This is a genomic window from Streptomyces sp. NPDC091279 (assembly GCF_044757465.1).
GTDB lineage: Bacteria > Actinomycetota > Actinomycetes > Streptomycetales > Streptomycetaceae > Streptomyces.
Genome location: NZ_JBIVVA010000005.1, coordinates 552,758 through 578,476, shown reverse-complemented (window position 1 = coordinate 578,476; position 25,719 = coordinate 552,758). Strand labels below are relative to the sequence as shown.

The 25,719-nt window shown below is 71.3% G+C and carries 26 protein-coding genes; 14 read left to right on the top strand and 12 right to left on the bottom strand.

Translation table 11 applies throughout. The features are described from left to right. Positions 1-281: 281 nt before the first annotated feature. Positions 282-1,040: a GntR family transcriptional regulator gene (locus tag ACIQOU_RS15905; RefSeq protein WP_401537286.1), complete on the bottom strand. Its 759-nt coding sequence runs from the start codon at positions 1,038-1,040 to the stop codon at positions 282-284. A gap of 362 nt (positions 1,041-1,402) precedes the next feature. On the opposite strand from ACIQOU_RS15905, the gene ACIQOU_RS15900 reads away from it, so the two are divergent. The 4 genes from ACIQOU_RS15900 (at position 1,403) to ACIQOU_RS15885 (ending at position 6,105) form a co-directional block, all read left to right on the top strand. Next, positions 1,403-2,674, top strand: a complete 1,272-nt coding sequence (locus ACIQOU_RS15900; RefSeq protein ID WP_401537285.1) for an extracellular solute-binding protein — start codon at positions 1,403-1,405, stop codon at positions 2,672-2,674. A 70-nt stretch (positions 2,675-2,744) separates the two neighbouring features. Continuing rightward, positions 2,745-3,749: a carbohydrate ABC transporter permease gene (locus ACIQOU_RS15895; RefSeq protein ID WP_401537284.1), complete on the top strand. Its 1,005-nt coding sequence runs from the start codon at positions 2,745-2,747 to the stop codon at positions 3,747-3,749. Next, positions 3,746-4,594 (top strand): carbohydrate ABC transporter permease, encoded by an 849-nt coding sequence (locus ACIQOU_RS15890; RefSeq protein WP_401537283.1) that lies wholly within the window; start codon positions 3,746-3,748, stop codon positions 4,592-4,594. Before ACIQOU_RS15895 ends, ACIQOU_RS15890 begins: the two co-directional genes overlap by 4 nt. Positions 4,595-4,602: 8 nt before the next feature. Further along, positions 4,603-6,105, top strand: coding sequence for a glycoside hydrolase family 3 protein (locus tag ACIQOU_RS15885; RefSeq protein ID WP_401537282.1), 1,503 nt, complete (start codon positions 4,603-4,605; stop codon positions 6,103-6,105). A 187-nt stretch (positions 6,106-6,292) separates the two neighbouring features. Here ACIQOU_RS15885 and nagB read toward each other — a convergent pair whose 3' ends face one another. Further along, complete coding sequence (gene nagB / locus ACIQOU_RS15880) at positions 6,293-7,078, bottom strand: glucosamine-6-phosphate deaminase (RefSeq protein WP_401537281.1); 786 nt, start codon at positions 7,076-7,078, stop codon at positions 6,293-6,295. A gap of 607 nt (positions 7,079-7,685) precedes the next feature. Between nagB and ACIQOU_RS15875 the strand changes: the two genes are divergently transcribed. Continuing rightward, positions 7,686-9,152 carry a sensor histidine kinase gene (locus ACIQOU_RS15875; RefSeq protein ID WP_401537359.1) on the top strand — a complete coding sequence of 489 codons (1,467 nt, stop codon included), beginning with the start codon at positions 7,686-7,688 and terminating at the stop codon, positions 9,150-9,152. A gap of 244 nt (positions 9,153-9,396) precedes the next feature. On the opposite strand, the gene ACIQOU_RS15870 is transcribed toward ACIQOU_RS15875, so the two are convergent. Continuing rightward, positions 9,397-9,654 carry a WhiB family transcriptional regulator gene (locus ACIQOU_RS15870; protein WP_016639615.1) on the bottom strand — a complete coding sequence of 86 codons (258 nt, stop codon included), beginning with the start codon at positions 9,652-9,654 and terminating at the stop codon, positions 9,397-9,399. A 319-nt stretch (positions 9,655-9,973) separates the two neighbouring features. After that, a complete protein-coding gene (locus ACIQOU_RS15865; RefSeq protein ID WP_401537280.1) occupies positions 9,974-10,942 on the bottom strand; it encodes a diacylglycerol/lipid kinase family protein in 969 nt (322 codons plus the stop codon). A gap of 128 nt (positions 10,943-11,070) precedes the next feature. Here ACIQOU_RS15865 and ACIQOU_RS15860 point away from each other — a divergent pair, with 128 nt between their 5' ends. Then, positions 11,071-11,520, top strand: coding sequence for a hypothetical protein (locus ACIQOU_RS15860; RefSeq protein ID WP_401537279.1), 450 nt, complete (start codon positions 11,071-11,073; stop codon positions 11,518-11,520). Between the two features lie 51 nt (positions 11,521-11,571). On the opposite strand, the gene ACIQOU_RS15855 is transcribed toward ACIQOU_RS15860, so the two are convergent. The 3 genes from ACIQOU_RS15855 to ACIQOU_RS15845 all read right to left on the bottom strand — a co-directional run bounded on the left by ACIQOU_RS15855 (position 11,572) and on the right by ACIQOU_RS15845 (position 13,587). Continuing rightward, a complete protein-coding gene (locus tag ACIQOU_RS15855; RefSeq protein WP_401537278.1) occupies positions 11,572-12,633 on the bottom strand; it encodes an RNA polymerase sigma factor SigF in 1,062 nt (353 codons plus the stop codon). A 17-nt stretch (positions 12,634-12,650) separates the two neighbouring features. Next, positions 12,651-13,064: an anti-sigma factor gene (locus ACIQOU_RS15850; RefSeq protein WP_015657891.1), complete on the bottom strand. Its 414-nt coding sequence runs from the start codon at positions 13,062-13,064 to the stop codon at positions 12,651-12,653. 262 nt (positions 13,065-13,326) lie between these two features. Beyond that, on the bottom strand, positions 13,327-13,587 hold the full coding sequence (locus tag ACIQOU_RS15845) for a UBP-type zinc finger domain-containing protein (RefSeq protein ID WP_401537277.1): 261 nt from the start codon (positions 13,585-13,587) through the stop codon (positions 13,327-13,329). 62 nt (positions 13,588-13,649) lie between these two features. Between ACIQOU_RS15845 and ACIQOU_RS15840 the strand changes: the two genes are divergently transcribed. Further along, a complete protein-coding gene (locus tag ACIQOU_RS15840) occupies positions 13,650-15,245 on the top strand; it encodes a Na+/H+ antiporter (RefSeq protein WP_401537276.1) in 1,596 nt (531 codons plus the stop codon). 129 nt (positions 15,246-15,374) lie between these two features. Here the strand turns inward: ACIQOU_RS15840 and ACIQOU_RS15835 are convergent, their stop codons facing one another. Continuing rightward, a complete protein-coding gene (locus tag ACIQOU_RS15835) occupies positions 15,375-16,268 on the bottom strand; it encodes a 1-aminocyclopropane-1-carboxylate deaminase/D-cysteine desulfhydrase (protein WP_401537275.1) in 894 nt (297 codons plus the stop codon). Between the two features lie 76 nt (positions 16,269-16,344). Then, positions 16,345-16,935 (bottom strand): N-acetylmuramoyl-L-alanine amidase, encoded by a 591-nt coding sequence (locus ACIQOU_RS15830; protein ID WP_401537274.1) that lies wholly within the window; start codon positions 16,933-16,935, stop codon positions 16,345-16,347. 321 nt (positions 16,936-17,256) lie between these two features. Here ACIQOU_RS15830 and ACIQOU_RS15825 point away from each other — a divergent pair, with 321 nt between their 5' ends. The 5 genes from ACIQOU_RS15825 (at position 17,257) to ACIQOU_RS15805 (ending at position 22,119) form a co-directional block, all read left to right on the top strand. Further along, complete coding sequence (locus tag ACIQOU_RS15825) at positions 17,257-18,663, top strand: family 2B encapsulin nanocompartment shell protein (RefSeq protein ID WP_401537273.1); 1,407 nt, start codon at positions 17,257-17,259, stop codon at positions 18,661-18,663. 113 nt (positions 18,664-18,776) lie between these two features. Next, complete coding sequence (locus ACIQOU_RS15820; RefSeq protein WP_401537272.1) at positions 18,777-19,841, top strand: family 2 encapsulin nanocompartment cargo protein polyprenyl transferase; 1,065 nt, start codon at positions 18,777-18,779, stop codon at positions 19,839-19,841. A gap of 435 nt (positions 19,842-20,276) precedes the next feature. Next, the gene (locus ACIQOU_RS15815; protein WP_401537271.1) at positions 20,277-20,939 is read left to right on the top strand and encodes a GNAT family N-acetyltransferase; all 663 of its coding nucleotides are present in this window, start codon (positions 20,277-20,279) and stop codon (positions 20,937-20,939) included. Between the two features lie 214 nt (positions 20,940-21,153). Further along, the gene (locus ACIQOU_RS15810; RefSeq protein WP_401537270.1) at positions 21,154-21,738 is read left to right on the top strand and encodes a dihydrofolate reductase family protein; all 585 of its coding nucleotides are present in this window, start codon (positions 21,154-21,156) and stop codon (positions 21,736-21,738) included. A gap of 48 nt (positions 21,739-21,786) precedes the next feature. After that, complete coding sequence (locus ACIQOU_RS15805; RefSeq protein ID WP_401537269.1) at positions 21,787-22,119, top strand: DUF952 domain-containing protein; 333 nt, start codon at positions 21,787-21,789, stop codon at positions 22,117-22,119. A 12-nt stretch (positions 22,120-22,131) separates the two neighbouring features. On the opposite strand, the gene ACIQOU_RS15800 is transcribed toward ACIQOU_RS15805, so the two are convergent. From ACIQOU_RS15800 to ACIQOU_RS15790, 3 genes are all read right to left on the bottom strand, one after another. Then, positions 22,132-22,875: a VOC family protein gene (locus ACIQOU_RS15800; protein ID WP_401537268.1), complete on the bottom strand. Its 744-nt coding sequence runs from the start codon at positions 22,873-22,875 to the stop codon at positions 22,132-22,134. Then, complete coding sequence (locus tag ACIQOU_RS15795; RefSeq protein WP_401537358.1) at positions 22,872-23,285, bottom strand: VOC family protein; 414 nt, start codon at positions 23,283-23,285, stop codon at positions 22,872-22,874. The genes ACIQOU_RS15800 and ACIQOU_RS15795 overlap by 4 nt, the downstream gene beginning before the upstream one ends. A 113-nt stretch (positions 23,286-23,398) precedes the next feature. Next, entirely contained in the window at positions 23,399-23,791 is a 393-nt protein-coding gene (locus ACIQOU_RS15790) for a helix-turn-helix transcriptional regulator (RefSeq protein ID WP_401537267.1), read from the bottom strand. 102 nt (positions 23,792-23,893) lie between these two features. Between ACIQOU_RS15790 and ACIQOU_RS15785 the strand changes: the two genes are divergently transcribed. Both ACIQOU_RS15785 and ACIQOU_RS15780 read left to right on the top strand, forming a co-directional pair. After that, a complete protein-coding gene (locus tag ACIQOU_RS15785) occupies positions 23,894-25,048 on the top strand; it encodes an anion permease (protein ID WP_401537266.1) in 1,155 nt (384 codons plus the stop codon). Positions 25,049-25,086: 38 nt separating this feature from the next. Beyond that, positions 25,087-25,320 (top strand): hypothetical protein, encoded by a 234-nt coding sequence (locus ACIQOU_RS15780; RefSeq protein ID WP_401537265.1) that lies wholly within the window; start codon positions 25,087-25,089, stop codon positions 25,318-25,320. Positions 25,321-25,719 lie beyond the last annotated feature (399 nt).

The following is a 25,719-nucleotide window of genomic DNA, read 5'->3' as shown; positions in this document are numbered from 1 at the left end:
AGTAGAACGCTTGCCCGAAATCCCGTACACCGGGGGCAGGTTGAGGCTTGCAGCGAGACCCGAGCTCTCCAGCCCACGGCCGGGCAACCCCCTGCTTGTAAGGGGCGCGGGGCGTTGTCCATGTGCGGCTCCGCCGCGTGGGCGCGACCGACCGGCCCGAGTATTCCAGCCCACGGCCGGGCAACCCCCTGCTTGTAAGGGGCGCGGGGAACTGCGCGATCAGCCGCGACGGCGCCGCACTCGTCCGACGACCTGCCCCGCCACGGCGAACCGCCAACCCCCTACGGACGTTTGAGCCGGGCCACGAACTTGTACCGGTCCCCGCGATAGACGGACCGCACCCACTCCACGGGCTGACCGCCCAGGTCCAGCGAATGCCGAGACAACATCAGCATCGGCAACCCCACATCCGTACCCAGCAACCCCGCCTCCCGAGGCGTGGCGAGCGACGTCTCGATCGTCTCCTCCGCCTCCGCGAGCCGCACGTCGTACACCTCGGCAAGCGCCGTGTACAACGAGGTGTACTTCACCAACGACCGCCGCAGCGCGGGAAACCGCTTCGCGCTCAGGTGCGTCGTCTCGATCGCCATCGGCTCCCCGTTGGCCATCCGCAACCGCTCGATCCGCAACACCCGCCCACCCGCGGTGATGTCGAGCAACCCGGCGAGCCGGTCGTCGGCCGTGACGTACCCGATGTCCAGGAGCTGCGACGTGGGTTCGAGCCCCTGGGCCCGCATGTCCTCGGTGTAGGACGTGAGTTGCAGCGCCTGCGACACCTTCGGCTTCGCGACGAACGTGCCCTTGCCCTGAATCCGTTCCAGCCGCCCCTCCACCACGAGTTCCTGGAGGGCCTGGCGGACGGTGGTGCGGGACGTGTCGAACTCGGCGGCGAGGGTCCGCTCCGGCGGCACCGGCGTGCCGGGCGTCTGGGTCTCCGTCATGTCCAGCAGATGCTTCTTGAGGCGGTAGTACTTGGGCACGCGCGCGGTACGGACGGTTGCCCCACCCTCGTTCTCCGCACTGCCGACGTCGGTGCTCATGCTCTGCCTTCCCGGCTCCCGGTGCCGATGCGGCCGACATCCCGTCGGCCACGGCCCACATCGTGGCACGGCCGCGCGCGAGCAGAACCCACACGCTCCGTGATCCCCTCTGTATACCGTCACGCCCGCTGTTGGTCTAGTCCACCACGTGCAGTGGTCTACCGGAGTATGGCCCCGCGGAGCCGGGTTTTCGAGAGCTTCTTACTTAAAGGTTCCTGCATATGTAGGTCCCATAACGGCTGGTCGGAGCCTATTCGCCAGCCTTGACACGCCTGTTGGTCTGAGCCAAGCTCCCGGTACTGGTCTACACCATTGGTCCAGGGGCAGGGGGGTTTGTGGCATCCCCGAGTGAGGAGGGTGGCGTGAAGCGCAAGCTGACAGCCGCGATCGGTATCGCGGGCATGATGGTCTCCATCGCGGCGTGCGGGGGCGGTGGCTCGGGCAGCCAGGGCGACGCCAAGGAGCTGACGGTCTGGCTCACCGTCGACGCCCAGAACAACTGGCCCGACCTGGTCAAGGCGGCCGACGCGGCGGTCGTCGCGAAGCACCCCGGTCTCAAGATCCACCACGAGTACTACGGGTGGCCCGACAAGAACACCAAGCTCGACGCCGTCCTCGCCACCGACCAGGTGCCGGACGTGGTCGAGATGGGCAACACCGAGATGCTCGGCTACATGGTCAAGGGCGCCTTCGCCCCCGTCGACCCGGCGACGTTCGACCGCTCCGCCGCCTGGCTGGACGGCCTCAAGGCCTCGGTGACCTACGACGGCAAGACCTACGGCGTCCCCTACTACGCGGGCGGCCGGGTCGCCAACTGGCGTAAGGACGTGTTCGGTTCGGCCGGGGTGAAGACCCCGCCGACGACCTACCCGGAACTGACCGCCGCCCTCGACAAGGTCCAGAAGAAGCGGGGCGACTCCTTCTCCGCCTGGTACCAGCCCACCCGCGACTGGTACGCGGCCATGTCCTTCGTCTACGACGCCGGCGGCGCCATCGCGAAGGAACAGGGCGGCCGGTGGCAGGGCACCCTCTCCTCACCCCAATCCCTCAAGGGACTGGGGGAGTTCAAGAAGGTCGTCGACTCCTACATGCACGGCGACAAGACCAAGGACGAGTCGGACCGCTATCTCGTCTACGGGCAGGGCAAGTCCGGCATGATCTTCGGCGCCGCCTGGGAGGGAGCGACCTCCGCCGACCCGAAGAACGACAAGACCGGCACGCTCAAGGACAACCTGGAGAACTTCGTGATGCCCGGTCCCTCGGGCAAGAACATGCCGGTCTTCCTGGGCGGTTCCGACCTCGCGATCCCGGTGAAGTCCCCGCGGCAGGCCGTCGCCGCCGAGTGGATCAACGCGCTCACCGGCCCGGCCGGCCAGCAGGCGCTGATCGCCAAGGGCAACCTGCCCAACAACCGGACCGACCTCGCCACCCTGAAGAACGACCCGGCGACGGCGGTCCCGGCCATCGCCGCCGAGTCCAACTGGTTCGTCCCGACGGCCCCCGGCTGGGGTCAGGTGGAGAAGGCCCAGGTGTTGCAGACGATGCTCCAGTCCATCGGCACCGGCAAGAAGTCCGTCGCCGCCGCCGCGAAGGAAGCGGACGCCGCGATCGACAAGGTCATCAACACCAAGTGACGTGCGGCGGGGCCCCGTTGAGCAGGGGCCCCGCCGTCGCACGGGACAACCAGCCGCCGAGGAGCGCGCGATGAGTGCCGCAGACACCACCACCCCCGCCACCTCCGCCGAGGTGCCGCCGCCGAGGAAGGCGCCGTCACCGCCCCCGCGCCTCTCCAAGGAGCCGTGGCGCGAGGGGAGTTCGGGCGGCGGCGCGGCCGTGCCGTGGCTGCTGCTCGCGCCCTGCCTGCTGGTCCTGGTGCTGGTCCTCGGCTATCCGCTGGTCCGCCTGGTCACGCTGTCCCTCCAGACGTTCGGGCAGGCCCAGTTGTGGGGCGGCCGGCCGGCCGAGTGGGTCGGGTTCGCCCACTTCACCGAGGTGCTCGGCGACCCGGAGTTCTGGCGGGTGACGTTGCGCACCGTCCTCTTCGCGGCCGGTGCGGTGGTCTCCACCATGGTGCTCGGGATGCTCCTCGCGCTGCTCCTGCAACGCGTCTCCGGCTGGGTGAAGTTCCTCATCAACGTGGTCCTGGTGGCCAGTTGGGGCATGCCGATCATCGTCGCCACCACCGTCTTCAAGTGGCTCTTCGACGCCGACTACGGCATCCTCAACGCCCTCCTCAGCAGGCTCCCCGGCGTCCAGCTGATCGGCCACAACTGGTTCGCGAGCGGGCCCCAGGGGCTGGCCGTGATCATGCTGCTGGTGGTCTGGGGCGCCGTTCCGTTCGCCGTGATCACCCTCGGCGCCGGGCTCACCCAGGTGCCCGCCGAACTGGAGGAGGCCGCCCGGCTCGACGGCGCCGGTGCCTGGGGCGTCTTCCGGTACGTCACGCTGCCCGTCCTCAAGCCGATCATCGTGATGCTCACGACCCTCTCGGTCATCTGGGACATGGGCGTCTTCCCGCAGGTCTTCGTGATGCGGGGCGGCCATCCGGAGGCGGAGTTCCAACTCCTCACCACCTACTCCTACGACCGTGCCTTCGTGGTCAACGACTACGCGCAGGGCTCGGCGATCGCCCTCCTCACCGTGGTGCTGCTGCTCGGAGTCGTCGCTGTCTACATGCGTCAGATGCTGAAGATCGGAGACGTCGCATGAGCACCTTCACCGCCCCGGGCGGCCGCCGCACCAGGACCAGGGCGGGCTGGAACGCCCTCGGCCTGCTGGTCTTCCTGGTCGCCGGGTTCCCCGTCTACTGGATGCTCACCACGGCGTTCAAACCGGCGAAGGACGCCATCGACCCCGACCCCAGCCTGCTGCCGACCTCGCTCACGCTCGCCAACTTCAGCCGTGCGCTGGAGATCTCCGACTTCTGGGGCCCGGTCGGCCGCAGCCTGACCGTCTCTCTGTCGGTCGTCGTGATCGGCGTCGTCGTCGGACTGCTGGCCGCGCTCGCCCTCGCACGGTTCGCCTTCCGCGGCCGGAAGATCGTGATCGTCGGCATCCTCGCGGTCCAGATGGTCCCGCTGGTCGCCATGGTCATCCCGGTCTTCCTGCTCCTCAGCGACCTGGGCCAGTACGACAGGCTCTCCGGCCTGATCCTCACCTACCTCACCTTCATCCTGCCCTTCACGGTGTGGACGCTGCGCGGTTTCATCGTCAACATCCCCAAGGAACTGGAGGAGGCGGCCATGGTCGACGGGTGCAGCCGCACCGGCGCCTTCGTCCGCGTGGTCTTCCCGCTGCTGGCCCCCGGCATGGTCGCCACCTCGGTCTACGGCTTCATCCAGGCCTGGAACGAATACCTGTACGCCCTGCTGCTGCTCAGCCAGAAGAACCAGACGGCGACGGTCTGGCTCGGCAACTTCACCACCCAGCACGGCACCGAATACGCCCCGATGATGGCCGGCGCCACCATGATGGCCCTGCCCATCGTCGTTCTCTTCCTCCTCGTCCAGCGCAAGATGGCCGCGGGTCTGACCGCGGGCGCCGTGAAGGGATAACGCCCCCGATGACGACATTCGCCCACGGCACCGACACCCTGACCCGGGACGCCCTCACCGTCCTCCAGCCCGGCTTCACCGGCACCACCGCCCCCGACTGGCTGCTGCGCCGGCTCGGCGAGGGTCTGGCCGCCGTCGGCCTGTTCGGCCGCAACATCACCTCGCCCACCCAACTGGCCGCCCTCACCGCACAGTTGCGCGCCGAACGCCCGGATGTCCTGGTCGCCGTCGACGAGGAGGGCGGCGATGTCACCCGCCTCGAAGTGCGGGCCGGTTCCTCCTACCCCGGCAACCACGCGCTCGGCGCGATCGACGACCCCGAGCTGACCCGCGAGGTCGCCCATGACCTGGGCCGACGGCTCGCCGCCTGCGGGATCACCCTCGACTGGGCCCCGTCCGCCGACGTCAACTCCAACCCCGGCAACCCCGTCATCGGCGTCCGTTCCTTCGGCGCCGACCCGGCCCTGGCCGCCCGGCACACCGCCGCCTTCGTCACCGGCCTCCAGTCCGCCGGGGTCGCCGCCTGCACCAAGCACTTCCCGGGCCACGGCGACACCGCCGTCGACTCCCACCACGCGCTGCCCCGCATCGACGCGAGCACCGAGGCCCTCGCCGCCCGCGAACTCCCGCCCTTCCGCGCCGCGATCGCCGCCGGCACCCGGGCCGTGATGAGCGCCCACATCCTGGTCCCGGCCCTCGACCCGGACCGCCCCGCGACCCTCTCCCCGCGCATCCTCACCGACCTGCTCCGCGGCGAACTCGGCTACGACGGCCTCATCGTCACCGACGGCATGGAGATGCAGGCCATCTCCGCCACCTACGGCATCGAACGCGGCAGCGTCCTCGCCGTCGCCGCCGGTGCCGACGCCATCTGCGTGGGCGGTGGCCTCGCCGACGACGCCACGGTCCGCCGCCTCCGCGACGCCCTCACCACCGCCGTCCGCACCGGCGCCCTCCCCGAACAACGCCTGGCGGAGGCCGCGTCGAGGGTCCGTTCCCTCGCCGCCTGGACGACGGCACGAGGCAGCGCGGCACCGCAGCCACCGTCAGCCGACGTGGGCCTCGGAGCAGCCCGGCGCGCCCTGCGCCTCACCACCCACCCAACGGCGCCGAACGCCCCCGGCGTCACCCCCCTCACCGAGCCCCCCTACGTCGCCGTCCTCACCCCCGTCGCCAATATCGCCGTCGGCGACGAGACCCCCTGGGGCGTCGCCGCCGAGCTGGGCCGGATGCTCCCCGGCACGGCGACGGGGAGCTTCTCCGGCGCGGACGCGGGCCGGGCCGCACTGGAGGCGGCGGGCGCCCGGCGCATCGTGGCCGTCGTCCGGGACGAGCACCGGCACCCCTGGATGGCGGCGGCCCTCGACACCCTGCTCGCCGCCCGCCCGGACACCCTGGTGGTCGAGATGGGCGTGCCCCAGGCGCCACCCCGGGGCGCCCTGCACATCGCGACCCACGGAGCGGCCCGGGTCTGCGGCCGGGCGGCGGCGGAGGTCATCGCGGGAACGTGAGCGCAACCCCGGAACGGGAGTTGGGCCGGGGGAGGAGGCAACGCCGGTCGCCCGCAGCGCCGTTGGCGAAGGGCGTCGGCCTCACGCGCCAACTGTCGGCGCCCTCACCGCCGTTGCCCCGTGGGGAACGCCGAAGGCGCCGGTCGTCCCTCGTCGGGAACCGGCGCCTTCGGGAGGTGGCGGGGTGTCAGATGCCCTGCCAGTCCGGCTTGTTGACGTAGGTGTGGCGGAAGTAGTCGGCGAACTTCAGCTTGGACGCGGCGGCTTCGTCGACGACCACCGTGGCGTGCCGGTGCAGCTGGAGCGCGGAGGCGGGGCAGACGGCGGCCACCGGGCCCTCCACGGTCGCGGCGACCGCGTCGGCCTTGCCCTCGCCGGTGGCGAGCAGCACCAGGTGCCTGGCCTCCAGGATGGTGCCTATGCCCTGGGTGATGACGTGGTGCGGGACCTGGGAGAGGTCGCCGTCGAAGAAGCGCGCGTTGTCCACGCGGGTCTGCTCGGTGAGCGTCTTGATGCGGGTGCGGGAGGCGAGGGAGGAGCAGGGTTCGTTGAACCCGATGTGCCCGTCCGTGCCGATCCCGAGGATCTGGAGGTCGACGCCACCGGCCTCCGCGAGAGCCCGGTCGTAGGTCGCGCAGGCGGCCCGCACGTCCTCGGCCGCGCCGTCCGGGCCGAGGAACGCGTCCATGCCGATGCCCAACTGCTCCAGCACCTCCCGGCGCAGCACGGAACGGTAGGACTCGGGGTGGTCGGCGGGCAGGCCCACGTACTCGTCGAGCTGGGCGATCCGCGCCCGCGTGATGTCGACGGCACCGGCGCGGACCCGCGCCGCCAGGGCCTGGTAGATCGGCAGCGGCGTCGAACCGGTGGCCACGCCGAGCAGAGCGTCGGGCGTGCGCCGCAGGAGCTGGGCCAGCGCGTCGGCGATCAACTCGCCGCCCGCCCTGGCATCCGGAACGATGACAACTTCCACGCTGGTCCTGCCGATCTGAGGGGACGCTCCGCTGGGCGTCCGGAGAAGGCTATGTGGTTTAGACCAATCTAGCAGGGTTCACCTCAACGGCCCAGGGGAAACGGGTGAACATATGCCTTTTCTCCCCCGCCCGGCACTCCACCCGAAGGGCGGCCGGTGTTCGCCGGGGGAGGGGGTGTTCCGGGGGTGCGCACCGGTGGTGGAACTCGGTCCGCCGAACCACTCCACGCCCCACCCGTCACCCGCTAGGCTGCGCTGGGGAGTCCGGGTAATGGCCCGGTAAAACGACATCAACAAACAAGCTCCCACGCATAGACACAGGTAGTGGTCTAGTCCACAATCGTAGAAGTGGCGGCGCGGCCCAGGCCCACCGTCATCGCACAACTTCCGCCTTCCCCGCACAGGAGGGCGGACCGAGGAACCGGTGCTCTCTGCCCTGACTGCCCCGGCTCCTCATCCTTCGGCCGACCGGGACCGCACAGCCCACGGCCGATGCTGCTCCGGGCTGCGGTGCCGGGAGGGTTGAGGGTCCCTCTCAGGCGCCGCGGCCCGCGGGTGCTTTCGGCGGTCGTACAAACCGGCAGGTACGCTCCCTTGCGTGCCCTCCATGAACGAACTGGTCCGCCAGCACACCGCCCTGGACGACTCCGACCTGGAGTGGCTGCATCTGCTGGTCTCGGAGTGGCAGCTGCTCTCCGACCTCTCCTTCGCCGACCTGGTCCTGTGGGTCCCCACCAGCGACGGCACCCGGTACGTCTCGGTCGCCCAGATGCGCCCGAACACCGGGCCGACCTCCTACCAGGACGACATGGTCGGCCACCTCGTCCCGCGCGGCCGGCGCCCGCTGCTCGACGCGGCGCTCGACGAGGGCCGCATCGCCCGCGAGGGCGACCCGGAGTGGCGCGAGGAGGTCCCGGTGCGCGTCGAGTCGATCCCGGTCCGGCGCGAGGGCCGCGTCCTCGGCGTCATCGCCCGCAACACCAACCTCCTCACCGTGCGCACTCCCAGCCGCCTCGAACTGACGTACCTCCAGAGCGCGTCCGACCTCGCGCAGATGATCGCGGCGGGCTCGTTCCCGTTCCCGAACCAGCAGATGGACATGGACGCGGCGCCCCGCGTCGGCGACGGCCTGATCAGGGTCGACGCCGACGGCGTCGTCCAGTACGCCTCCCCGAACGCGCTCTCCGCCTACCACCGCATGGGCCTCGCCTCCGACCTGGTCGGCCACCACCTCGGCGTCACCACCGCCGAACTCGCCCCGACCCGGGGCCCGGTGGACGAGGCGCTGTCCAAGCTGGCCAGCGGCTGGGCGCCCCGCGAGTTCGAGATCGAGGCGCACGACGGGGTGATCCAGTTCCGGGCGATCCCGCTCAAGCCCAAGGGCACCCGCATCGGCGCGCTCGTCCTGCTCCGGGACGTCACCGAACTGCGCCGCCGCGAACGCGAGTTGATCACCAAGGACGCCACCATCCGGGAGATCCACCACCGGGTGAAGAACAACCTCCAGACGGTCGCCGCCCTGTTGCGCCTGCAAGCCCGGCGCATCGAGTCCGACCGGGGGCGCGAGGCCCTCGAAGAGGCGGTGCGCCGGGTCGGCTCCATCGCGATCGTGCACGAGACGCTCTCCCAGAACCTGGACGAGCGCGTGGAGTTCGACGAGATCGCCGACCGGGTGCTCGCGATGGTCGCCGAGATCTCGCCGGGCAAGGTCACCGGGCGGCGCACCGGACGCTTCGGCATCCTGGACGCCGAGGTCGCCACCCCGCTCTCCATGGTGCTCACCGAGATCCTCCAGAACGCCCTGGAACACGGGTTCGGGGAGGGCGAGACCGGCACCGTCGAGGTGGGGGCGGTGCGCGGCGGCACCACCAAGGAGGCCCGCCTGCTCGTCACCGTCCAGGACGACGGCGTCGGCCTGCCCGAGGGTTTCGACCCGCACACCGCGGGCAACCTGGGGCTCCAGATCGTCCGGACGCTGGTGGAGGGCGAGTTGGGCGGAACGTTCGACATGGTGCCGGCGCCGGGACGGGGCACCCGGGTCGTCCTGGACGTACCGGTGCGGGCCCACAAGTAGGCCGGGCGGAACCGGAGTCCGCCGCCCCGGGGCGTCAACTCCCGTGGCGGACCGGGGCAGCGGACCGGAGCGGCCCCGGCACAGCAAAGGGCCCCGGACCTGAAGGAGGTCCGGGGCCTGTGCTCGTTGCTGCTTGTTCGCTAAGCGTAAGCGCATCGGGGGTACTGCGCGCTGCGGCTCGGGGGCGGGAGATGCGTACTCGCTGTACGCGCCGCCAAGCTCGGGCTTGTGGGGTGGGTCGTGGTCAGGCGGAGGCCTGACGAGCCCGGTTGCGGGCGGCGCGGCGCTTCATGGCGCGACGCTCGTCCTCGCTGAGACCACCCCAGACGCCGGAGTCCTGGCCGGACTCAAGCGCCCACTGCAAACACTGCTCCATGACAGGGCAGCGACGGCAGACGGCCTTGGCTTCCTCGATCTGCAGCAGCGCAGGACCGGTGTTGCCGATGGGGAAGAAGAGCTCGGGGTCTTCCTCGCGGCAAACGGCGTTGTGACGCCAGTCCATGGCTGCTACCTCTCCTTGGTATTACATGCACGTTGCTTGTGAATGTGAACGCTTTCACGAATCCCTCAACAAGTGAAGGGCCTACCGCCAGGCTTGCCAGCGTGGTCCTGGGTGATGAAGAGGGGTTCCGGTGATCTGTGGAGGCTGGTGTTGCGGGCCGTCCCGATCGCCACGTAGAGACTCGCAAACCTCAGCGGCGGATACAACCCCTTCTGGAAAGTTTTTTTTGATTCCTCGGTGTCGACTAGGTCACAGCCGTACTTCCATGGGGTGGACCCTGGTCTAAACGTTCGAGTGAAAGGACTTTGGCCCCTTCTGCTCACACAATCACACGCAGTGCACGGCGTACGCCTGTGAACGTCACGCTCCTGCGCAGTCCAAGGTGGTCGCCGTCCATCTGGAGGGGGAGGGGCACCTTCGAATGCAAGGTGAACCGGTCCAGGTCGTGCAGGGCGACCGCATGCCGTCCCTGGGGTCCCCGCTCGGGGGACGAAGTGAGCAATTGCGTGGCAATCCGGGCAATCGCGACGGTCGACATCCGGCTCAGACCGACCACATCGAGCCCGGTGTCGAACGACGCCTTGGGCGCCGCGTACACCGGCCGATTACCCAGATAGGTCCAGGGCGAGGTATTGCAGATTATGGACAGGACCAGATCCGTCACCGGATCTTCACCGGGTCGCTCCAGGGTGATCGTGCCCTGCCGACGGTTCGGCTCCTGGAGGAACTGCCGCATCACCTGGCGCAGATAGAGCGCGTGGGTGGACTTCTTGCCGCGCTCGCGCTGCTGTTCGACCCGCCCGACGACGCCCGCGTCGAAGCCGAGCCCCGCGCAGAAGGTGAACCAGCGCGACGGCACCGCCTCGTCCTCGGTGCCCGGGGTGCCCTCGGCGATGCCCATCCCGACGGTGCGTTCGCTGTTCTCGCTCAGCGCGTCCAGCAGGGCGCCGGTCGCCTCGACGGCGTCGTTGGGCAGGCCGAGGGCGCGGGCGAAGACGTTGGTGGAGCCGCCGGGGACCACGGCGAGGCGGGGCAGCCGGTCGAGGTCGGGGCCCTGGTGCAGCAGGCCGTTGACCACTTCGTTGACGGTGCCGTCGCCGCCGAGGGCCACCACGAGGTCGATGTCGTCGCTGTCCGCGGCCTGCCGGCCCAGGTCACGCGCGTGGCCGCGGTACTCGGTGGTGACCGCCTCCAGCTTCATCTCGCTGGCGAGCGCGTGGATCAGAACATCGCGCGTACGTGCGCTTGTGGTGGTTGCCGCCGGATTGACCACGAGAAGTGCACGCATGAGTTGCAGCGTACCCACCCGCTGATACCGGGCACAGGCCGAGGTAGGGATCGGGTAAGAGGGGAGGGCGTGAGCCTCGCCACCCGGGGGGCCGGGGAGGCTGCGGGGCCGACGGCTACCCTGCTGAGGTGACCAGTGCGCAGAACCCCGCCACCCCCGGACCGACCGGCCCCCGGCCGCGCCGGCTGACCTACGCCGCCGCGCTCACCGCGCTGGAGGGGCTCGCGGTGCTCGTCGGGGGCGGCTGGATGCTGGTCGAGGGGTTCACCGGGGACCCGGACGACCGCAGGGCCGCCGTCACCGGCGGCATCACCCTGATCGTCCTCGCGCTGCTGCCGTTGCTGGCCGCGCGGGGGCTGCTGGGGCTGCGGGGGTGGAGCCGGGGGCCCGCCGTGATGACGCAGGTCTTGGCGTTGCCGGTCGCGTACACCCTGCTCCAGGCGGACAGCGTGGCCATCCCGGCCGGGATCGCCCTCGCCGCCGCCGCCGTCGCGGTGCTGGTCCTGCTCGTCAACGCCGAGACGCACCGGGCCCTGGGCATCCGGGGCCCCGGCGGCGCACGCGGCGACCAGGAGTAGCCCCGGGGCGACCGGCCTTCCCGATCGTTTCGGGCCCCGACCGCTCCTCGGTCACTCCTCGACGAGGAGCTTCTCGCGGAGTTGGGCCAGGGTGCGGGCGAGCAGGCGGGAGACGTGCATCTGGGAGATGCCGACCTCCTGCGCGATCTGCGACTGCGTCATGTTGCCGAAGAAACGGAGCAGCAGAATCCGCTTCTCCCGGGGTGGCAGGTCCTCAAGGAGCGGCTTGAGGGACTCGCGGTACTCGACGCCCTCCAGCGCCTCGTCCTCCGCGCCCAGGGTGTCCGCGACGGCCGGCGACTCGTCGTCCGTGTCGGGGACGTCCAGGGAGAGCGTCGAGTAGGCGTTCGCCGACTCCAGGCCCTCCAGCACCTCTTCCTCCGAGATGGCCAGCTTCTCGGCCAGCTCGTGGACGGTGGGGGAACGGCCGTGCTGCTGGGACAGCTCCGCCGTCGCCGTGGTCAGCGCGAGGCGCAGCTCCTGGAGGCGGCGCGGCACCCGCACCGCCCAGCCCTTGTCACGGAAGTGCCGCTTGATCTCGCCGACGACCGTCGGGGTCGCGTACGTCGAGAACTCCACGCCCCGGTCCGGGTCGAAGCGGTCGACCGACTTGATCAGGCCGATGGTGGCGACCTGGGTGAGGTCGTCCAGCGGCTCGCCGCGATTGCGGAAGCGGCGGGCGAGGTGCTCGACGAGCGGCAGGTGCATCCTGACCAGCCGGTTGCGCAGCTCCGCGTACTGCGTGCTGCCGGCGTCCAGCGCCCGCAGCTCGATGAACAGGGCCCGCGCTCCGCTGCGGTCGTGCACCTCGTGGTGCGTGGCCGGTGGCGCGGCCTGTGGGGCCTGCTGCTCGTCTCGCTCGTGCTCGCTCATCGTCCCGCCCGTTGTCCTTCGCTGCGCCCTCGCCTCCGGACGGACCGGTGAGACCGTGGTCCGCCCGCCCGGGGGCGTGCTCCGTACGGCGCCGTCCCGGTCCCGCTCCCCGTCGTCCTGGGGGTGCGGGCGGGCCTGCTCGGGGATGCCGGTCATGCCGTCGACGGCGTCCCCCGCGTGCCGGGAACCGCCCCTGTCCTCGGCCGGGATCTCCCGTGTGCCGCGCTCTTCGTCACGCACCGGCCCGTCCCCTGTCCTCACGCCGGCCCGGGTCCCGCGCCGCGCTGTTTGTAGAGGCTGATCGACACGGTCTTGTCGTCGTCCACCGCCGAGGAGACCTTCCCCGCCAGGGCCGACAGCACGGTCCACGCGAAGGTGTCCCGTGACGGAGCGTGACCGTCGGTGGTCGGCGCCGAGACGGTGACCTCCAACGAGTCGTCGACGAGCCGGAAGACACAACTGAGCACCGAGCCGGGCACGGCCTGCTGGAGCAGGATCGCGCAGGCCTCGTCCACCGCGATGCGGAGGTCCTCGATCTCGTCGAGGGTGAAGTCCAAACGGGCCGCGAGGCCGGCCGTGGCCGTACGCAGCACCGACAGGTAGGCACCCGCGGCCGGCAGCCGGACTTCCACGAAGTCCTGGGTCGCGGGCTCGCCTGCGATCTGGGACACCCTCACCTCCAAGGTGGTACAAGCTTTTCGGGGCCGAGGGGTCGCCCCCCGGGGTAACGCGACGAGTGGTTCAGCGGTGACGCTATCGCGCTCCGAACTGTCCTGTCCCCAGGACCCCATCCCCTTGCCGTCACTCATAGTAAACCTATGAATACGCTCCGTGGCTAGGGGGTCTGCGGGCCCAATTGGGAAGAGCGCGCGCCGGGTTGACGTACCCATACGCCGGTCGCTCGAACCGTCCTGAACCTTCCGTCGCGTCGGGTCACACCAGCACGTGGTCCACGAAGCACCAGCGCCAGCTCTCGCCGGGCTCGAAGGTCCGCATCACCGGGTGACCGGAATCCTTGTGGTGCTCCGTGGCGTGCCGGCCGGGCGAGGAGTCGCAGCAGCCGACGTGGCCGCAGGTCAGGCACAGCCGCAGTTGGACCGGGTGGGTGCCCTGCGCCAGACACTCGGGACACGTCTCGTGGAGCGGGACGGGTTCCGGGTGCGGCAGCGCGTCGGCGTGCGTGCACTGTTTCATGATTGCCAGATTACGACGGGCGCGCCGAAGATCGCGCGGAATACCGAGGGCGGGCGGGAACGATGGACGTGATGCCACTGCTGTTGCTGGTGGCGGGGAGCGCCGGGGTGGCCGCGGCGGCCCGGCGCACACCGGTGCCTGCGCCGCTGCTGCTCGTCGCGACCGGGCTGCTGGTGTCGTACCTGCCCGGGGTGCCCGACTACACCCTCGCCCCCGACATCGTGCTGCCCCTGCTGCTGCCGCCGCTGCTGTACACGGCGGCCAGCGACAGTTCCTACCTCGACCTCAAGGCGCAGCTGCGGCCGGTCGCGCTGCTGTCGGTCGGGTACGTGCTGTTCGCGACGCTGGTGGTCGGCTGGGCCGCCTACCGGATCGTGCCGGGCCTGACGCCGACCGGGGCGCTGGTGCTGGGCGCGGTGGTCGCGCCGCCGGACGCGGTCGCCGCCACCGCCGTCGCCCGCCGGGTCGGCCTGCCCTCCCGGCTGACGACGATCCTCCAGGGCGAGTCCCTGGTGAACGACGCCACCGCCATCACCGCCTACCGGGTCGCCCTCGCGGCGGCCGTCGGCGAGGGCGCCACCTGGGCCGGCGGCATCGGGGAGTTCCTGCTCGCGGCGGTCGGCGGCGTCGGGATCGGTCTGGTGCTGATGGTGCCGTTGCACTGGCTGCGCACCCACCTCAAGGAGGCGCTGTTGCAGAACACGCTCTCCCTGCTGATCCCGTTCGTCGCGTACGCCGCCGCCGAGCAGGTGCACGCCTCCGGTGTGCTCGCCGTCGTGGTCGTCGCGCTGCATCTCGGGCACCGCGCGTGGGAGGTCGATTTCGCGACGCGGCTCCAGGAGGAGGCGGTCTGGACGATGGTGGCGTTCGTCCTGGAGTCCGCGGTGTTCGCCCTGATCGGGCTGCAACTGCCCGTCGTCCTCAGAGGGATCGGCGCGTACGGCGGGATCAGCGTGACCTGGTACGCGGTCGCCGTCTTCCTGGTCGTCGTCGCCGCCCGGTTCCTCTGGGTCTACCCGGCGAGTTTCCTGCCCCGGCTGCTGTCGGCCCGTATCCGGGAGCGGGAGGAGAGCCCGGGCTGGAAGGGGCCCTTCGTGATCGGCTGGGCCGGGATGCGGGGTGTGGTCTCGCTGGCCATCGCCTTCTCGATCCCGGCCGTCCTGCACGACGGGCGGCCCTTCCCCGGCCGCAATCTGATCCTCTTCCTGACGTTCACGACCGTCATCGGCACCCTGGTCGTGCAGGGCGTCACGCTGCCCCCGCTGATCCGCCTGCTGAAGCTGCCCGGGCGGGACACCCAGGCCGAGACGCTCGCCGAGGCCAACGCCCAGGCCCAGGCGTCCCGGGCCGCCGAACGCCGCCTGGACGAGCTGCTGGAGGACGAGCGCAACGTCCTGCCCGGACCGCTCGCCGACCGGCTGCGCAGCGTCCTGGAGCGCCGCCGCAACGCCGTCTGGGAACGCCTCGGCCAGGTCAACCCGGTCACCGGCGAGAGCGCCGACGACACCTACCGCAGGCTCTCGGCCGAGATGATCAGCGCCGAGCGCGCGGTCTTCGTGACGCTCAGGGACGCCCGTTACATCGACGACGAGATGTTGCGGACGTTGCTCCGACGCCTCGACCTGGAGGAGGCGGCGGCCTACCGGGAGGCGGCGTAGGGCTGGGCGGCGGCCTTAAGGGTGCGCGCGGGGGGTGCGGCGGCCTTTAAGGGTGCGTTTAAGAGCGCGTCGCCTTAAGGGTGCGTTTTTGAGAGCGCGGCTCCTTAAGGGTGCGCGGAGGGGGGTTCGTCAGGGGAAGGGGCGGCCGGTGATGACCGCCGCGACCGTCGTCCCGCGCGGGAACGTGCCCTCCTCGGTGAGGGTGACGAGAGCGGACAACAGCTTGGCCACGTAGAGGCGTTCGACGGGGACGGCGTGGCGGGTCCCGAAGTCCGCGGCGAAGGCGTCGAGTTCCGCGGGCACCCGCGCGTAGCCGCCGAAGTGGAAGCGGTCGTCGAGATTCCAGTTGCCGCTGGGAAGCCCGAAGGCCGCTTCCTGCAAGGCCGTTATCTCGGCGCCCAGAAAGCCACCCTTGAGAACCGGAATGCCCAGCGCGCGCTGCCCAGGGGCCAGTCCCGCCGCCAGCCCGGCCAGCGTTCCCCCGGTGCCGCAGGCCACCGCGACCACGTCCGCCCGCCCGCGCAGTTCCTCGCCCAGAGCCCGGCAGCCGCTCACCGCAGCGGCGTTGCTGCCGCCCTCCGGGACGACGTACGCGTGCGTGACGTCCGCCGCGCGCACCAGGGCGGCCAGCGTCCCCGGCTCCGACTTGTCCCGGTAGGTCGCGCGGTCGACGAAGCGCAGCCGCATGCCGTCGGCCGCGCACCGGGCCAGCGAGGGGTTGAGCGGGCGGTCGGCCAGCTCCTGGCCGCGCACCACGCCGACCGTGGGCAGCCCGAGGAGCCGGCCCGCGGCGGCCGTGGCCCGCAGATGGTTGGAGTACGCCCCGCCGAACGTGACGACGGTACGGCCGGCCGCGGCGGCGAGGTTCGGCGCGAGTTTGCGCCACTTGTTGCCGACCACGTCCGGATGGATCAGGTCGTCCCGCTTGAGGAGCAGCCGCACCCCGTGCCGCGCGAACCGCTCGTCCGACACCTCCCGCAACGGGGACGGCAGGCGGGGCTTGAGAGGGTCGAGGCCGGTCACGTCCCCATTGTGACCTGCGCGGTCAGGACGGGCGAGGCCACTTCCCGCTCCCGCCCCAAGGGGGCGCCCGGGCCGGTCACTTCAGGCGGTCCCGGACGCGCTCGCGCATCGACGCCATGGTGAAACCCTTCGGGTCGACCTTCCCCGGCTGCCACTCCAGGTGGCCGATCACCGACTTCTCCGTCCACCCGTGGGCGCGGCACACGGCTGCGGAGACCCGCTCGATCGCCTCCAACTGGACCTCGGGCCACGGGTCCTCGCCGTCGCCGAGGTTCTCGCACTCGAAGCCGTAGAAGTGCGGGTTGCCGTCGGTGTTCGCCTCGTTGTCCCTCGGCAGCGCCTTCTCCGCGATCACCGCGCGCAGGACGTCGTCGTCACCGAGCCCCGCGTGGTTGGCGCGGCCGTAGCCGACCAGGTGGACGCGGCCGTCCTTGGTGATGACGCCGTGGCAGAGCGGGCCCGGCAGGTCGCTGCGGCCGTCCCGGCACAGGGCGACGGTCTGCGCGCTGCCGTTGGTCACGGTGTGGTGGATCATCACGCCGTTCACCGGGCCCCAGGGGCCCTTGGCGTTGCGGTTGTGGTGCTCCCAGTCGCCGACCTCGACGACGGCGACGCCCTCGGCCTTGAGGGCGCTCAGGAACGCGCCCGCGGACATGGGTGAGGCCATGGCCGTTCCCTCTTTTCCGTTGTTCGGTGCTGCGCCGACGACCGTCGTGCACGGCCGTCTCGTACCGCTGCTTCTACCGGAGGGAGGCGGTCCGCATACGGTGTTCGGACAAAGTGCGACCGGATGTAGACGTCACTCACCTGTGTCCAACGCCTCTGGGGGCGCTGGAAAAACGCTCCTCCTGCCCAGTTCGGGAGTGATCCATTCCCGCTCTTTCGGGTAATAGCACCATCGCGATAGGTGATGGAAAGGTGACTCCTGAGCAAGTTGATGCGTCGGTGCGTCAGGCGCCGTCGCATGATTCGGGAGGGCATTTCTCATATGTCGGTAGGCGAAGAGGTCCGTTCGGAGCAGGACAAGCCGCAGCAGAGTCTCGGCACGGCTGCCGCGCGGAACCTGGCCACCACGACCAAGTCCGCACCCCAGATGCAGGAGATCAGCTCGCGCTGGCTGCTGCGGATGCTGCCGTGGGTGAATGTGCAGGGCGGCGCGTACCGGGTGAACCGACGGCTGACGTACGCCGTCGGAGACGGACGCATCACGTTCGTGAAGACCGGCGACCGGGTCGAGGTCATCCCGGCGGAACTGGCCGAGCTGCCCGCGCTGAGGTCCTACGAGGACGAGGAGGTGCTCGGCGAGCTGGCCCAGCGCTGCCGCCAGCGCGAGTTCGCGCCCGGCGACGTGATCGTCTCCGACGGCAGCCCGAACGACGAGGTCTACCTCCTCGCGCACGGCCGCGTGGAGCGCCTCGGCACCGGCCCGTACGGCGACGAGGCGATCCTCGGGGTGCTCGCCGACGGCGGTTACTTCGGTGACGCGGCCCTGCTGAGCGGCGACGCCGTCTGGGAGTGCACCGCCCGCGCGGTCACCGCCTGCACGGTGCTGGTGCTGTCCCGCCAGGACGTGGAGCAGATCGCGGAGCGCTCGGAGTCGTTGCGGGCGCAGCTCGCCGAGGCCCGCGCGATCCCGGACCAGAACACCAACAAGTACGGCGAGAAGGCCGTCGACCTCGCCGCGGGCCACAGCGGCGAGCCCGACATCCCGCACACCTTCGTCGACTACGAGGCCAAGCCCCGCGAGTACGAACTGAGCATCGCGCAGACGGTGTTGCGCATCCACTCGCGCGTGGCCGACCTCTACAACCAGCCGATGAACCAGACCGAGCACCAGTTGCGGCTCACCGTCGAGGCGTTGAAGGAGCGCCAGGAGCACGAGCTGGTCAACAACCGGGAGTTCGGCCTCCTGCACAACTGCGAGTACGACCAGCGGCTCCAGCCGCACGACGGCGTGCCCGGGCCCGACGACCTCGACGAGCTGCTCAGCCGGCGGCGCGGCACCAAGCTGCTGCTCGCCCACCCGCGCGCGATCTCCGCGATCGGCCGCGAGCTGAACCGGCGCGGACTGGTCCCGGAGACCCTGGAGGTGGCCGGAAACCGCATCCCGACCTGGCGCGGCGTGCCGATCTACCCGTGCAACAAGATCCCGGTCAGCGCGGCCCGCACCACCTCGATCATCGCCATGCGTACCGGCGAGAGCGAGCAGGGCGTGATCGGTCTCCAGCAGGCCGGCATCCCGGACGAGATCGAGCCGAGCCTGTCGGTGCGCTTCATGGGCATCAACGAACAGGCGATCATCAACTACCTGGTGACGGCCTACTACTCGGCGGCGGTGCTCGTCCCGGACGCGCTGGGCGTCCTGGAGAACGTCGAGATCGGACGTTGGCAATGACATTTTTGCACCTCGGAGCCGTGTCCCCGGCTCCGGAGACGGGTACGTCTGGTGCGTACTCGTCCGGCGGCGGTCCGGGCGGCAGCGTCCGCGGACTGTCCGAGGGGGACCCCATGGCCGAGGCGACAGCACAGGCACAGCACCTCGACGGGCCCGAGGCGGCGGACATCCTGGAGAGGTGCCGGGCGTTGGTCGACCCCGCGATGCGGGCGGCGGTCGACACGTTGCCGCCCTCCATGCGCAGGGTCGCGCGCTACCACTTCGGGTGGGAGCACGCGGACGGCAGCCCGGCGGAGGGCAACGCGGGCAAGGCGATCCGGCCGGCCCTCGTCCTCACCGCGGCGGCCGCCCTCGGCGGCCCCGAGGCGCGAGAACGAGCCGTCCGGGCAGCGGCGGCCGTGGAGTTGATCCACAACTTCACGCTGCTGCACGACGACGTGATGGACCGTGACGTGACCCGACGTCACCGGCCCACCGCGTGGACGGTGTTCGGCACCTCGGACGCGATCCTCGCCGGGGACGCCCTCCAGGCGCTGGCCCTGCGGCTGCTCGCCGAGGACCCGCACCCGGCGTCCGCGCAGGCCGCCGTCCGGCTCGCGGACTGCGTCATCGAACTGTGCGCGGGACAGCACGCCGACACGGCGATGGAGACCCGGCATCCGGGCGAGGTCTCCCTCGACGAGGTGCTGACCATGGCCGAGGCCAAGACCGGCGCGCTGCTCGGGTGCGCCTGTGCGCTGGGCGCGCTGTACGCGGGCGCGGACCAGGAGGACGTCGAGGCGCTGGACGCGTTCGGCCGGGAGGCCGGGCTCGCCTTCCAGCTCATCGACGACGTCATCGGCATATGGGGTGATCCGCAGCGCACCGGCAAACCGGCCGGCGCCGACCTCACCGCCCGCAAGAAGTCCCTGCCGGTGGTCGCCGCGCTCACCTCGGGCACCCCGGCCGCCGTCGAACTGGCCGAGCTGTACACGCGGCCCGGCACCGACGACGACCAGGAGAGCGTGGAGCGGATGGCGCTGGTCGTCGAACGGGCCGGCGGCCGTGACTGGGCGCAGGTCCAGGCGGCCGACCGGATGGCCCGCGCGATGCAGGAACTGTCCCGCGCGGTTCCCGAACCGGAGGCGGCGGACGGGCTGTTGGCGCTCGCGGAGTTCGTGACGCGGCGCAGCAACTGACGCGCCCCGAAGGGGCGTACGAGCCCCGGGGCGGTCGACGGCGGTGCGGGACCTGACCCCTCGCACGCCCGTCGGCCGCCTCGGACCCGGCGGGCCCCGCGCATCCCCACGACGCGCGGGACCCGCCCCTTCTGCCATCCGGGGGCCCTGGCGGGAGGGGGGCGCGCCTTGGGCTGGTGGGGTGGCGGGCTCTGGGCAGGAGGGTGCGGGCCTTGGGCTGGTGGGGCGGCGCGCCCTGGGCAGGAGGGCGGCGCCGCGCCGGACGGCGGCCACTCGGCCGGAACGACGCTTCAGACCCACCCGCTCGATAGGCTCGCTCCCCTTACGGGTCTGTCCCTTACGGGTCTGTCCCTTACGGGTCTGTCCCTTACGGGTCTGTCCCTTACGGGTCTGTCCCTTACGGGCGGGACCCTACGGGCGAGAAGGTGGCGGCAGATGGGTGTGGCGATCCGGACGGCGGGCCAGGGCGACCGGGAGCGGGTCGTACGGCTGCTGGACGAGGCGTTCCAGGACGACCCGGTCAGCACCTGGGTCTTCCCCGACGCGGCCCACCGCAGGGCCGCCCACCCCCGGCTGATGGCCGCCTTCACCGACATCGTGCTCGCCGAGGGCCGCGTCGACCTCACCGAGGACGGCAGCGCGTGCGCCCTGTGGCTGTCGATCCCGGCGGGCGACGCCGACGGCGGCGACACAGACGGCGACGACGGGACCGACGACACCGATGCCGACGATGGGACCGACGACACCGATGCCGACGATGGGCCGGCGCGGCTGCGGGACGCCGTCGATCCCGGCAACGAGCGTGTCGAGCTGATCGGCCGCCTGACAGCGGGAGTTCACCCCGCCGACCGCGCCCACGCGTACCTGTGGATGATCGGCGTCGCTCCGGACCAGCAGGGCGAGGGGCTCGGAACGGCGCTGATGGCACCGGTGTTGGGGCGCTGCGACCGCGCGGGACTGCCCGCCTACCTGGAGGCCAGCAGCGCCCGCAGCCGCGCCCTGTACGCACGCCTCGGCTTCACCGTGACCGGCACTCCCCTCCAACTCCCGTACGGTGGGCCCCAGATGTGGCCGATGTGGCGGGAACCGCACGCCTGAAGCGGGGGGAGTGGTCAGGGGGGCGGGGGCCCCGGGCCGGGGGAGTGTGACCTCGGGATCAGGAAGACGCCCGGGTGCGGTGGACCTCGGGCCGGAAAGCCCCGAGGCCGGACGGCTTCGGGACGGGTCGGAAGACTCCGGGGCCGGAGTGTCTCGGGTCGGATCGGAAGACCTCGGGGCCGGACGGCCTCGGGTCGGATCGGAAGGCAGCGGCTTGCGCAAGCTCACCTACTTCATCGCCTGTTCCATCGACGGCTTCATCGGCGCGCCCGACGGCGACGCGAGCTCGATGTTCGCCTTCCTCGACGAGGAGTACCTCGGCCACCTCGCCGCCACGTACCCGGAGACGATCGCCACGCCCGGCCGCGACCGACTCGGCCTCACCGACGCGGCCGGGGCGCACTTCGACACCGTGATCCAGGGCCGCCACAGCTACCAGATCGCCCTCGACGCGGGGATCACCAGCCCCTACCGGCATCTGCGCGAGTACGTCGTCTCCCGCACCCTGGGCGCCTCACCGGACCCGAACGTGACCGTCATCGACGGCGAACTCGTGCCCCGCGTGCGGGAGTTGAAGGCCGAGGAGGGCGACCTCGGGATCTGGCTCTGCGGCGGCTCCCAGCTCGCGGGCCACCTGCTCGACGAGGTCGACGAGTTGGTCATCAAGACCTACCCGCAGGTCTACGGCTCGGGCATGCCGATGTTCGCCGCCGACTTCGCCGTCACGGACTTCGCGCTGGAGTCGGTGCGCACCTTCGGCAACGGCGTGCTCATCCGCACGTACACCCGGGTCCGGTGACCGGCAGGACCCGGTGACCGGAGGAACGCGGGGCCGTACCGTGGTCGCATGCCGGAGCAGACCACGCACATCCTCCATGTGACCGAACGAGCCCTGTGGGACGCGGCCCGGGCGGGCGGCACCTACGAGATGTCCACCCGGGGACGGACGCTCCAGGAGGAGGGCTTCGTGCACTGCTCCACCCGCGCCCAACTCCCGGGCACGGCAGCCGCGTTCTGCGCCGACCTGGACGACCTGGTGGTCCTGGTCATCGACCCGGCGCTGCTCGACGTCCCCGTGAAGTACGAGGCACCGCAGCCGGGTGCGGAGGCGTTCCCGCACGTGTACGGGCCGATCCCGGTGACGGCGGTGGTGGCCGTGGAGACGTGGCCCGCTTCCTGAAGGGCGCCGGGGCTACGCGGCGGGCAGGCCGCCGGTCCAGGGGTCGCGGCCGGTCAGGCAGTAGGTGCCGTTCGCCGGGTCGCGCAGGACCGTCCAGAACGGGTGCCGGGAGACGACGCGGGCGCCGAGCCGTTCGTGGGCGGCAGCGGTCGCGTCGACGTCGGCGCAGGCGAGGTCGAGATGGGCGCCGCCGGGACCCTCGTCGCCCAGCCGCTGGAGCAGCACCCGGACCGGGAAACCGGGCGGCGGCACCAGGGCGTGGAACTCGGGGAGCGACCCGGCGCGTGACTCCCAGTCGGGCAACAGGCCGCTCCAGAAGGCGACTTCGGCGTCGTAGCGGGACGTCGGGACGTCGAAGCAGACCTGGTCGAGGCGTGCGCCGCGCACGACGGGCGCCCGGACCGTCTCCCCGTCCCACCCCACGGCACAGAACAACTGCCCGCCGGGCGACCGGAGTACGACCAGCGCCCCCGCGTCCAGGACCCGGTCCGCACCGAGCCGCAGCGCCTCCTCCACGAACGCGTCGACGTCCGCCACGCACAGGTCGAGATGCGCCCCGCCGGGCCCCGACGCCACCCCCTGCACCTTCACCGAGGCATCGGCGCCCTCGGGGAGGAGGGTGCCGAACTCGCCGTTGTCGCCTCGGAGTTCGGAGAGCCGGGTGCCCGTGACGGCGGCCCAGAAGTCGCAGGCCCGGGCGGACTCCGAGGCCGGCCGGTCGATGAAGAGGTACGCCCAGTGCGCGGTGGGGCTCACGCGGCCCGCTCCATGCAGCGCAGCAGATTGCCCGCCGGGTCGCGGAACGCGCAGTCCCGCACGCCGTACGGCTGGTCCATCGGCTCCTGGAGCACGTCGGCGCCGGACTCGCGGACCCGGGCGTAGAGGGCGTCACAGTCGGGGGTGGAGAAGATGACGCCGCGCAGCATGCCCTTGGCGAGCAGCCGACTGAGCGCCTCCTTGTCCGCGGGGGAGGCGTCCGGGTCGGCGCCGGGCGGCTCCAGGACGATCTCGACGTCCGGTTGCCGGGGCGAGCCGACGGTCACCCATCGCATGCCCTCGAAGCCGACGTCGTTGCGGATCTCCATGCCCAGGACGTCCCGGTAGAAGGCGATGGCCTTGTCGTGATCGTCGACGGCGAGGAAACAGGTGCGCAGTCTGAGGTCCATGTCCATGAAACCCAGGCTAGGGTCCCCGGCCGGGTCCGGCCCTGACGAGGGCCCTGACGTCCCCCTGACGGGGAGCCCCTGACGGGGAAGTGCCGTAGGGGTACCCCCCGCTGCTACCGGCGGCGAGGGCGGGTGAGGCGGCGGGTTGCGCAGGGTGGGATGGCGGCGCCGGCCTCGTGCGAGCGGGCCCGGTAGGCGCTCGGCGTCTCGCCCACCAGCTCCGTGAACCGGGAGCTGAACGAGCCCAGCGACGTGCACCCCACCGCGAGACAGACCTCCGTGACCGACAGGTCGCCCCGCCGCAGCAGCGCCTTCGCACGTTCGACGCGGCGGGTCATCAGGTACCCGTAGGGGGTCTCCCCGTACTCCGCGCGGAAGCTGCGCTGGAAGTGGCCCGGCGACATCAGCGCGGTCCGCGCCAGCTCCGGCACGTCCAGGGGTTCGGCGTACTCGCGGTCCATGCGGTCCCGGGCCCGCCGCAGCCGGACCAGATCCTCGCGGTTCACCACAGCAGGGTCGCACGACCCGCACGGCGTGCGTACCGGGTCCTGGGAGAGGCTTTGCCCGGAATTCGCCTTGTGTACGAAACGGCTTGCTCCCCTGGGGGCATGGACCACATCACGTTCCTCGTGGCCGTCGTGATCGTCACGGCACTGGCCTTCGACTTCACCAACGGTTTCCACGACACCGCGAACGCGATGGCCACGTCCATCGCCACCGGTGCCCTGAAGCCCAAGACCGCGGTGCTGGTGAGCGGCGCGCTCAACATCGTCGGCGCCTTCCTGTCCACCGAGGTCGCGAAGACGATCTCGGGCGGGATCGTCGACGACACCCTGGTCACGCCGGGCATGATCTTCGCGGGGCTGGTCGGGGCGATCCTGTGGAACCTGCTGACCTGGCTCGTCGGGCTGCCGTCCAGCTCGTCGCATGCCCTGTTCGGCGGGCTGATCGGGGCCGTCTGGGTCGGCGCGGGGTCGCACGGCGTGCACGTCGACAAGGTGGTCGAGAAGATCCTGATCCCCGCCGTGGCCTCGCCGGTCGTGGCCGGCGTCGCGGCGCTGCTCGCCACCTACCTCGCCTACCGGCTGACCGCCCGCGCCCGCAAGGACTCGGTGACCAAGGGATTCCGGATCGGCCAGATCGCCTCGGCCTCCCTGGTCTCCCTCGCGCACGGCACCAACGACGCGCAGAAGACCATGGGCGTCATCACCCTCACCCTGATCTCCGCGGGCGCCCTCGGCCACGACGCCGGGCCGCCGGTGTGGGTGATCGGGGCCGCCGGTCTCGCCATCGGCCTCGGCACCTACCTGGGCGGCTGGCGGATCATCCGCACGATGGGCAAGGGCCTCACCGAGATCCAGTCCCCGCAGGGCTTCGCGGCGGAAACGGCGTCCACGACCGTCATCCTCACCTCCGCGCACCTCGGTTTCGCGCTGTCCACCACGCAGGTCGCGTCCGGTTCCATCCTCGGCGCGGGGCTCGGCCGACGGCTCGCCGAGGTCCGCTGGGGCGTCGCCGGGCGGATGCTGCTGGCCTGGCTGATCACGCTGCCCGCCGCCGCGCTGGTCGGCGGGGTCTCCGCGAGCGCGGTCAAGCACGGCGGCAACGTCGGCACGGTCGTCGTCGCGCTGGCCGGCGCGGCCGTCGCCGCGGGCATCGTGCTGATCTCCCGCCGCAACCCGGTCCGCGCCGACAACGTCAACGACACCCACGAGGTCGCCGTCCGCACGGCGCCGCCGGCCCACGTCGGCACGGCCGCCTGAGCCCGTCCTCCGCTCCGTTCAGAAACAGGAGATTCGACATGCAGCTGGACTGGTCCGCACTCGGTCAGGTCACCGCGGTGAGCATCGGCGTCACGGTGGCCGTGGTCGTCGTCTTCGCCCTCGGCGTCCTCGGCCTGGCCCGCTACGAGGGCTCCCAGGACACCGGCGCCGGCGCCTCGGCCCTCGGCCGCGCCCAGGCAGCCCTGTGCTTCCTGGCCTGCGCAACGGTGGTGGCGTACGGCATCTACCTGATCGTGCCGCAGTTCCACTGAACGAGGGCAACGCCCCGACGGCCCATCCCCTAGGGGCAGCTGCCCCACGCGTCGTCGGTGGCTGCCCCTAGGGAGTCTCACCTACGGGGCACCCGACCGTCAGGGCCGACCGAACGCGCGGCGGCAGGCGCCGGCCGTGGTGCCCAGGCGGGTGCGGGACCGAGCCGTGGACCGACGAACGGGTGCGCCGCCGCTCCTGGCTGGTTCTGGCCGACCCCGCTACACCCTCGACCTCGTCCCCGCGCTGCGGTGGTCCAACGCCCGCCGGCCGGATCAGCCGCGAACTCGCCGTTTTCTTCAGGGAGTAGCGCAAAAAAGACCGCACCCGGACCGCGGTGGACACCGTTCTCGGTGTCTCTGCGGACCGGGTGCGGAAAGTAGGCGATGCGACCCGCGACA

Coding starts and splice junctions, on each gene's coding strand:
- ACIQOU_RS15820 (WP_401537272.1), top strand. CDS start 18,777: ATGGCCGAGGCGACAGCACAGGCACAGCACCTCGACGGGCCCGAGGCG.
- ACIQOU_RS15875 (WP_401537359.1), top strand. CDS start 7,686: ATGAACGAACTGGTCCGCCAGCACACCGCCCTGGACGACTCCGACCTG.
- ACIQOU_RS15815 (WP_401537271.1), top strand. CDS start 20,277: ATGGGTGTGGCGATCCGGACGGCGGGCCAGGGCGACCGGGAGCGGGTC.
- ACIQOU_RS15895 (WP_401537284.1), top strand. CDS start 2,745: ATGAGTGCCGCAGACACCACCACCCCCGCCACCTCCGCCGAGGTGCCG.
- ACIQOU_RS15885 (WP_401537282.1), top strand. CDS start 4,603: ATGACGACATTCGCCCACGGCACCGACACCCTGACCCGGGACGCCCTC.
- ACIQOU_RS15830 (WP_401537274.1), bottom strand. CDS start 16,935: ATGGCCTCACCCATGTCCGCGGGCGCGTTCCTGAGCGCCCTCAAGGCC.
- ACIQOU_RS15825 (WP_401537273.1), top strand. CDS start 17,257: ATGTCGGTAGGCGAAGAGGTCCGTTCGGAGCAGGACAAGCCGCAGCAG.
- ACIQOU_RS15780 (WP_401537265.1), top strand. CDS start 25,087: ATGCAGCTGGACTGGTCCGCACTCGGTCAGGTCACCGCGGTGAGCATC.
- ACIQOU_RS15865 (WP_401537280.1), bottom strand. CDS start 10,942: ATGCGTGCACTTCTCGTGGTCAATCCGGCGGCAACCACCACAAGCGCA.
- ACIQOU_RS15845 (WP_401537277.1), bottom strand. CDS start 13,587: ATGAAACAGTGCACGCACGCCGACGCGCTGCCGCACCCGGAACCCGTC.
- ACIQOU_RS15905 (WP_401537286.1), bottom strand. CDS start 1,040: ATGAGCACCGACGTCGGCAGTGCGGAGAACGAGGGTGGGGCAACCGTC.
- ACIQOU_RS15805 (WP_401537269.1), top strand. CDS start 21,787: ATGCCGGAGCAGACCACGCACATCCTCCATGTGACCGAACGAGCCCTG.
- ACIQOU_RS15840 (WP_401537276.1), top strand. CDS start 13,650: ATGGACGTGATGCCACTGCTGTTGCTGGTGGCGGGGAGCGCCGGGGTG.
- ACIQOU_RS15890 (WP_401537283.1), top strand. CDS start 3,746: ATGAGCACCTTCACCGCCCCGGGCGGCCGCCGCACCAGGACCAGGGCG.
- ACIQOU_RS15795 (WP_401537358.1), bottom strand. CDS start 23,285: ATGGACCTCAGACTGCGCACCTGTTTCCTCGCCGTCGACGATCACGAC.
- ACIQOU_RS15785 (WP_401537266.1), top strand. CDS start 23,894: ATGGACCACATCACGTTCCTCGTGGCCGTCGTGATCGTCACGGCACTG.
- ACIQOU_RS15870 (WP_016639615.1), bottom strand. CDS start 9,654: ATGGACTGGCGTCACAACGCCGTTTGCCGCGAGGAAGACCCCGAGCTC.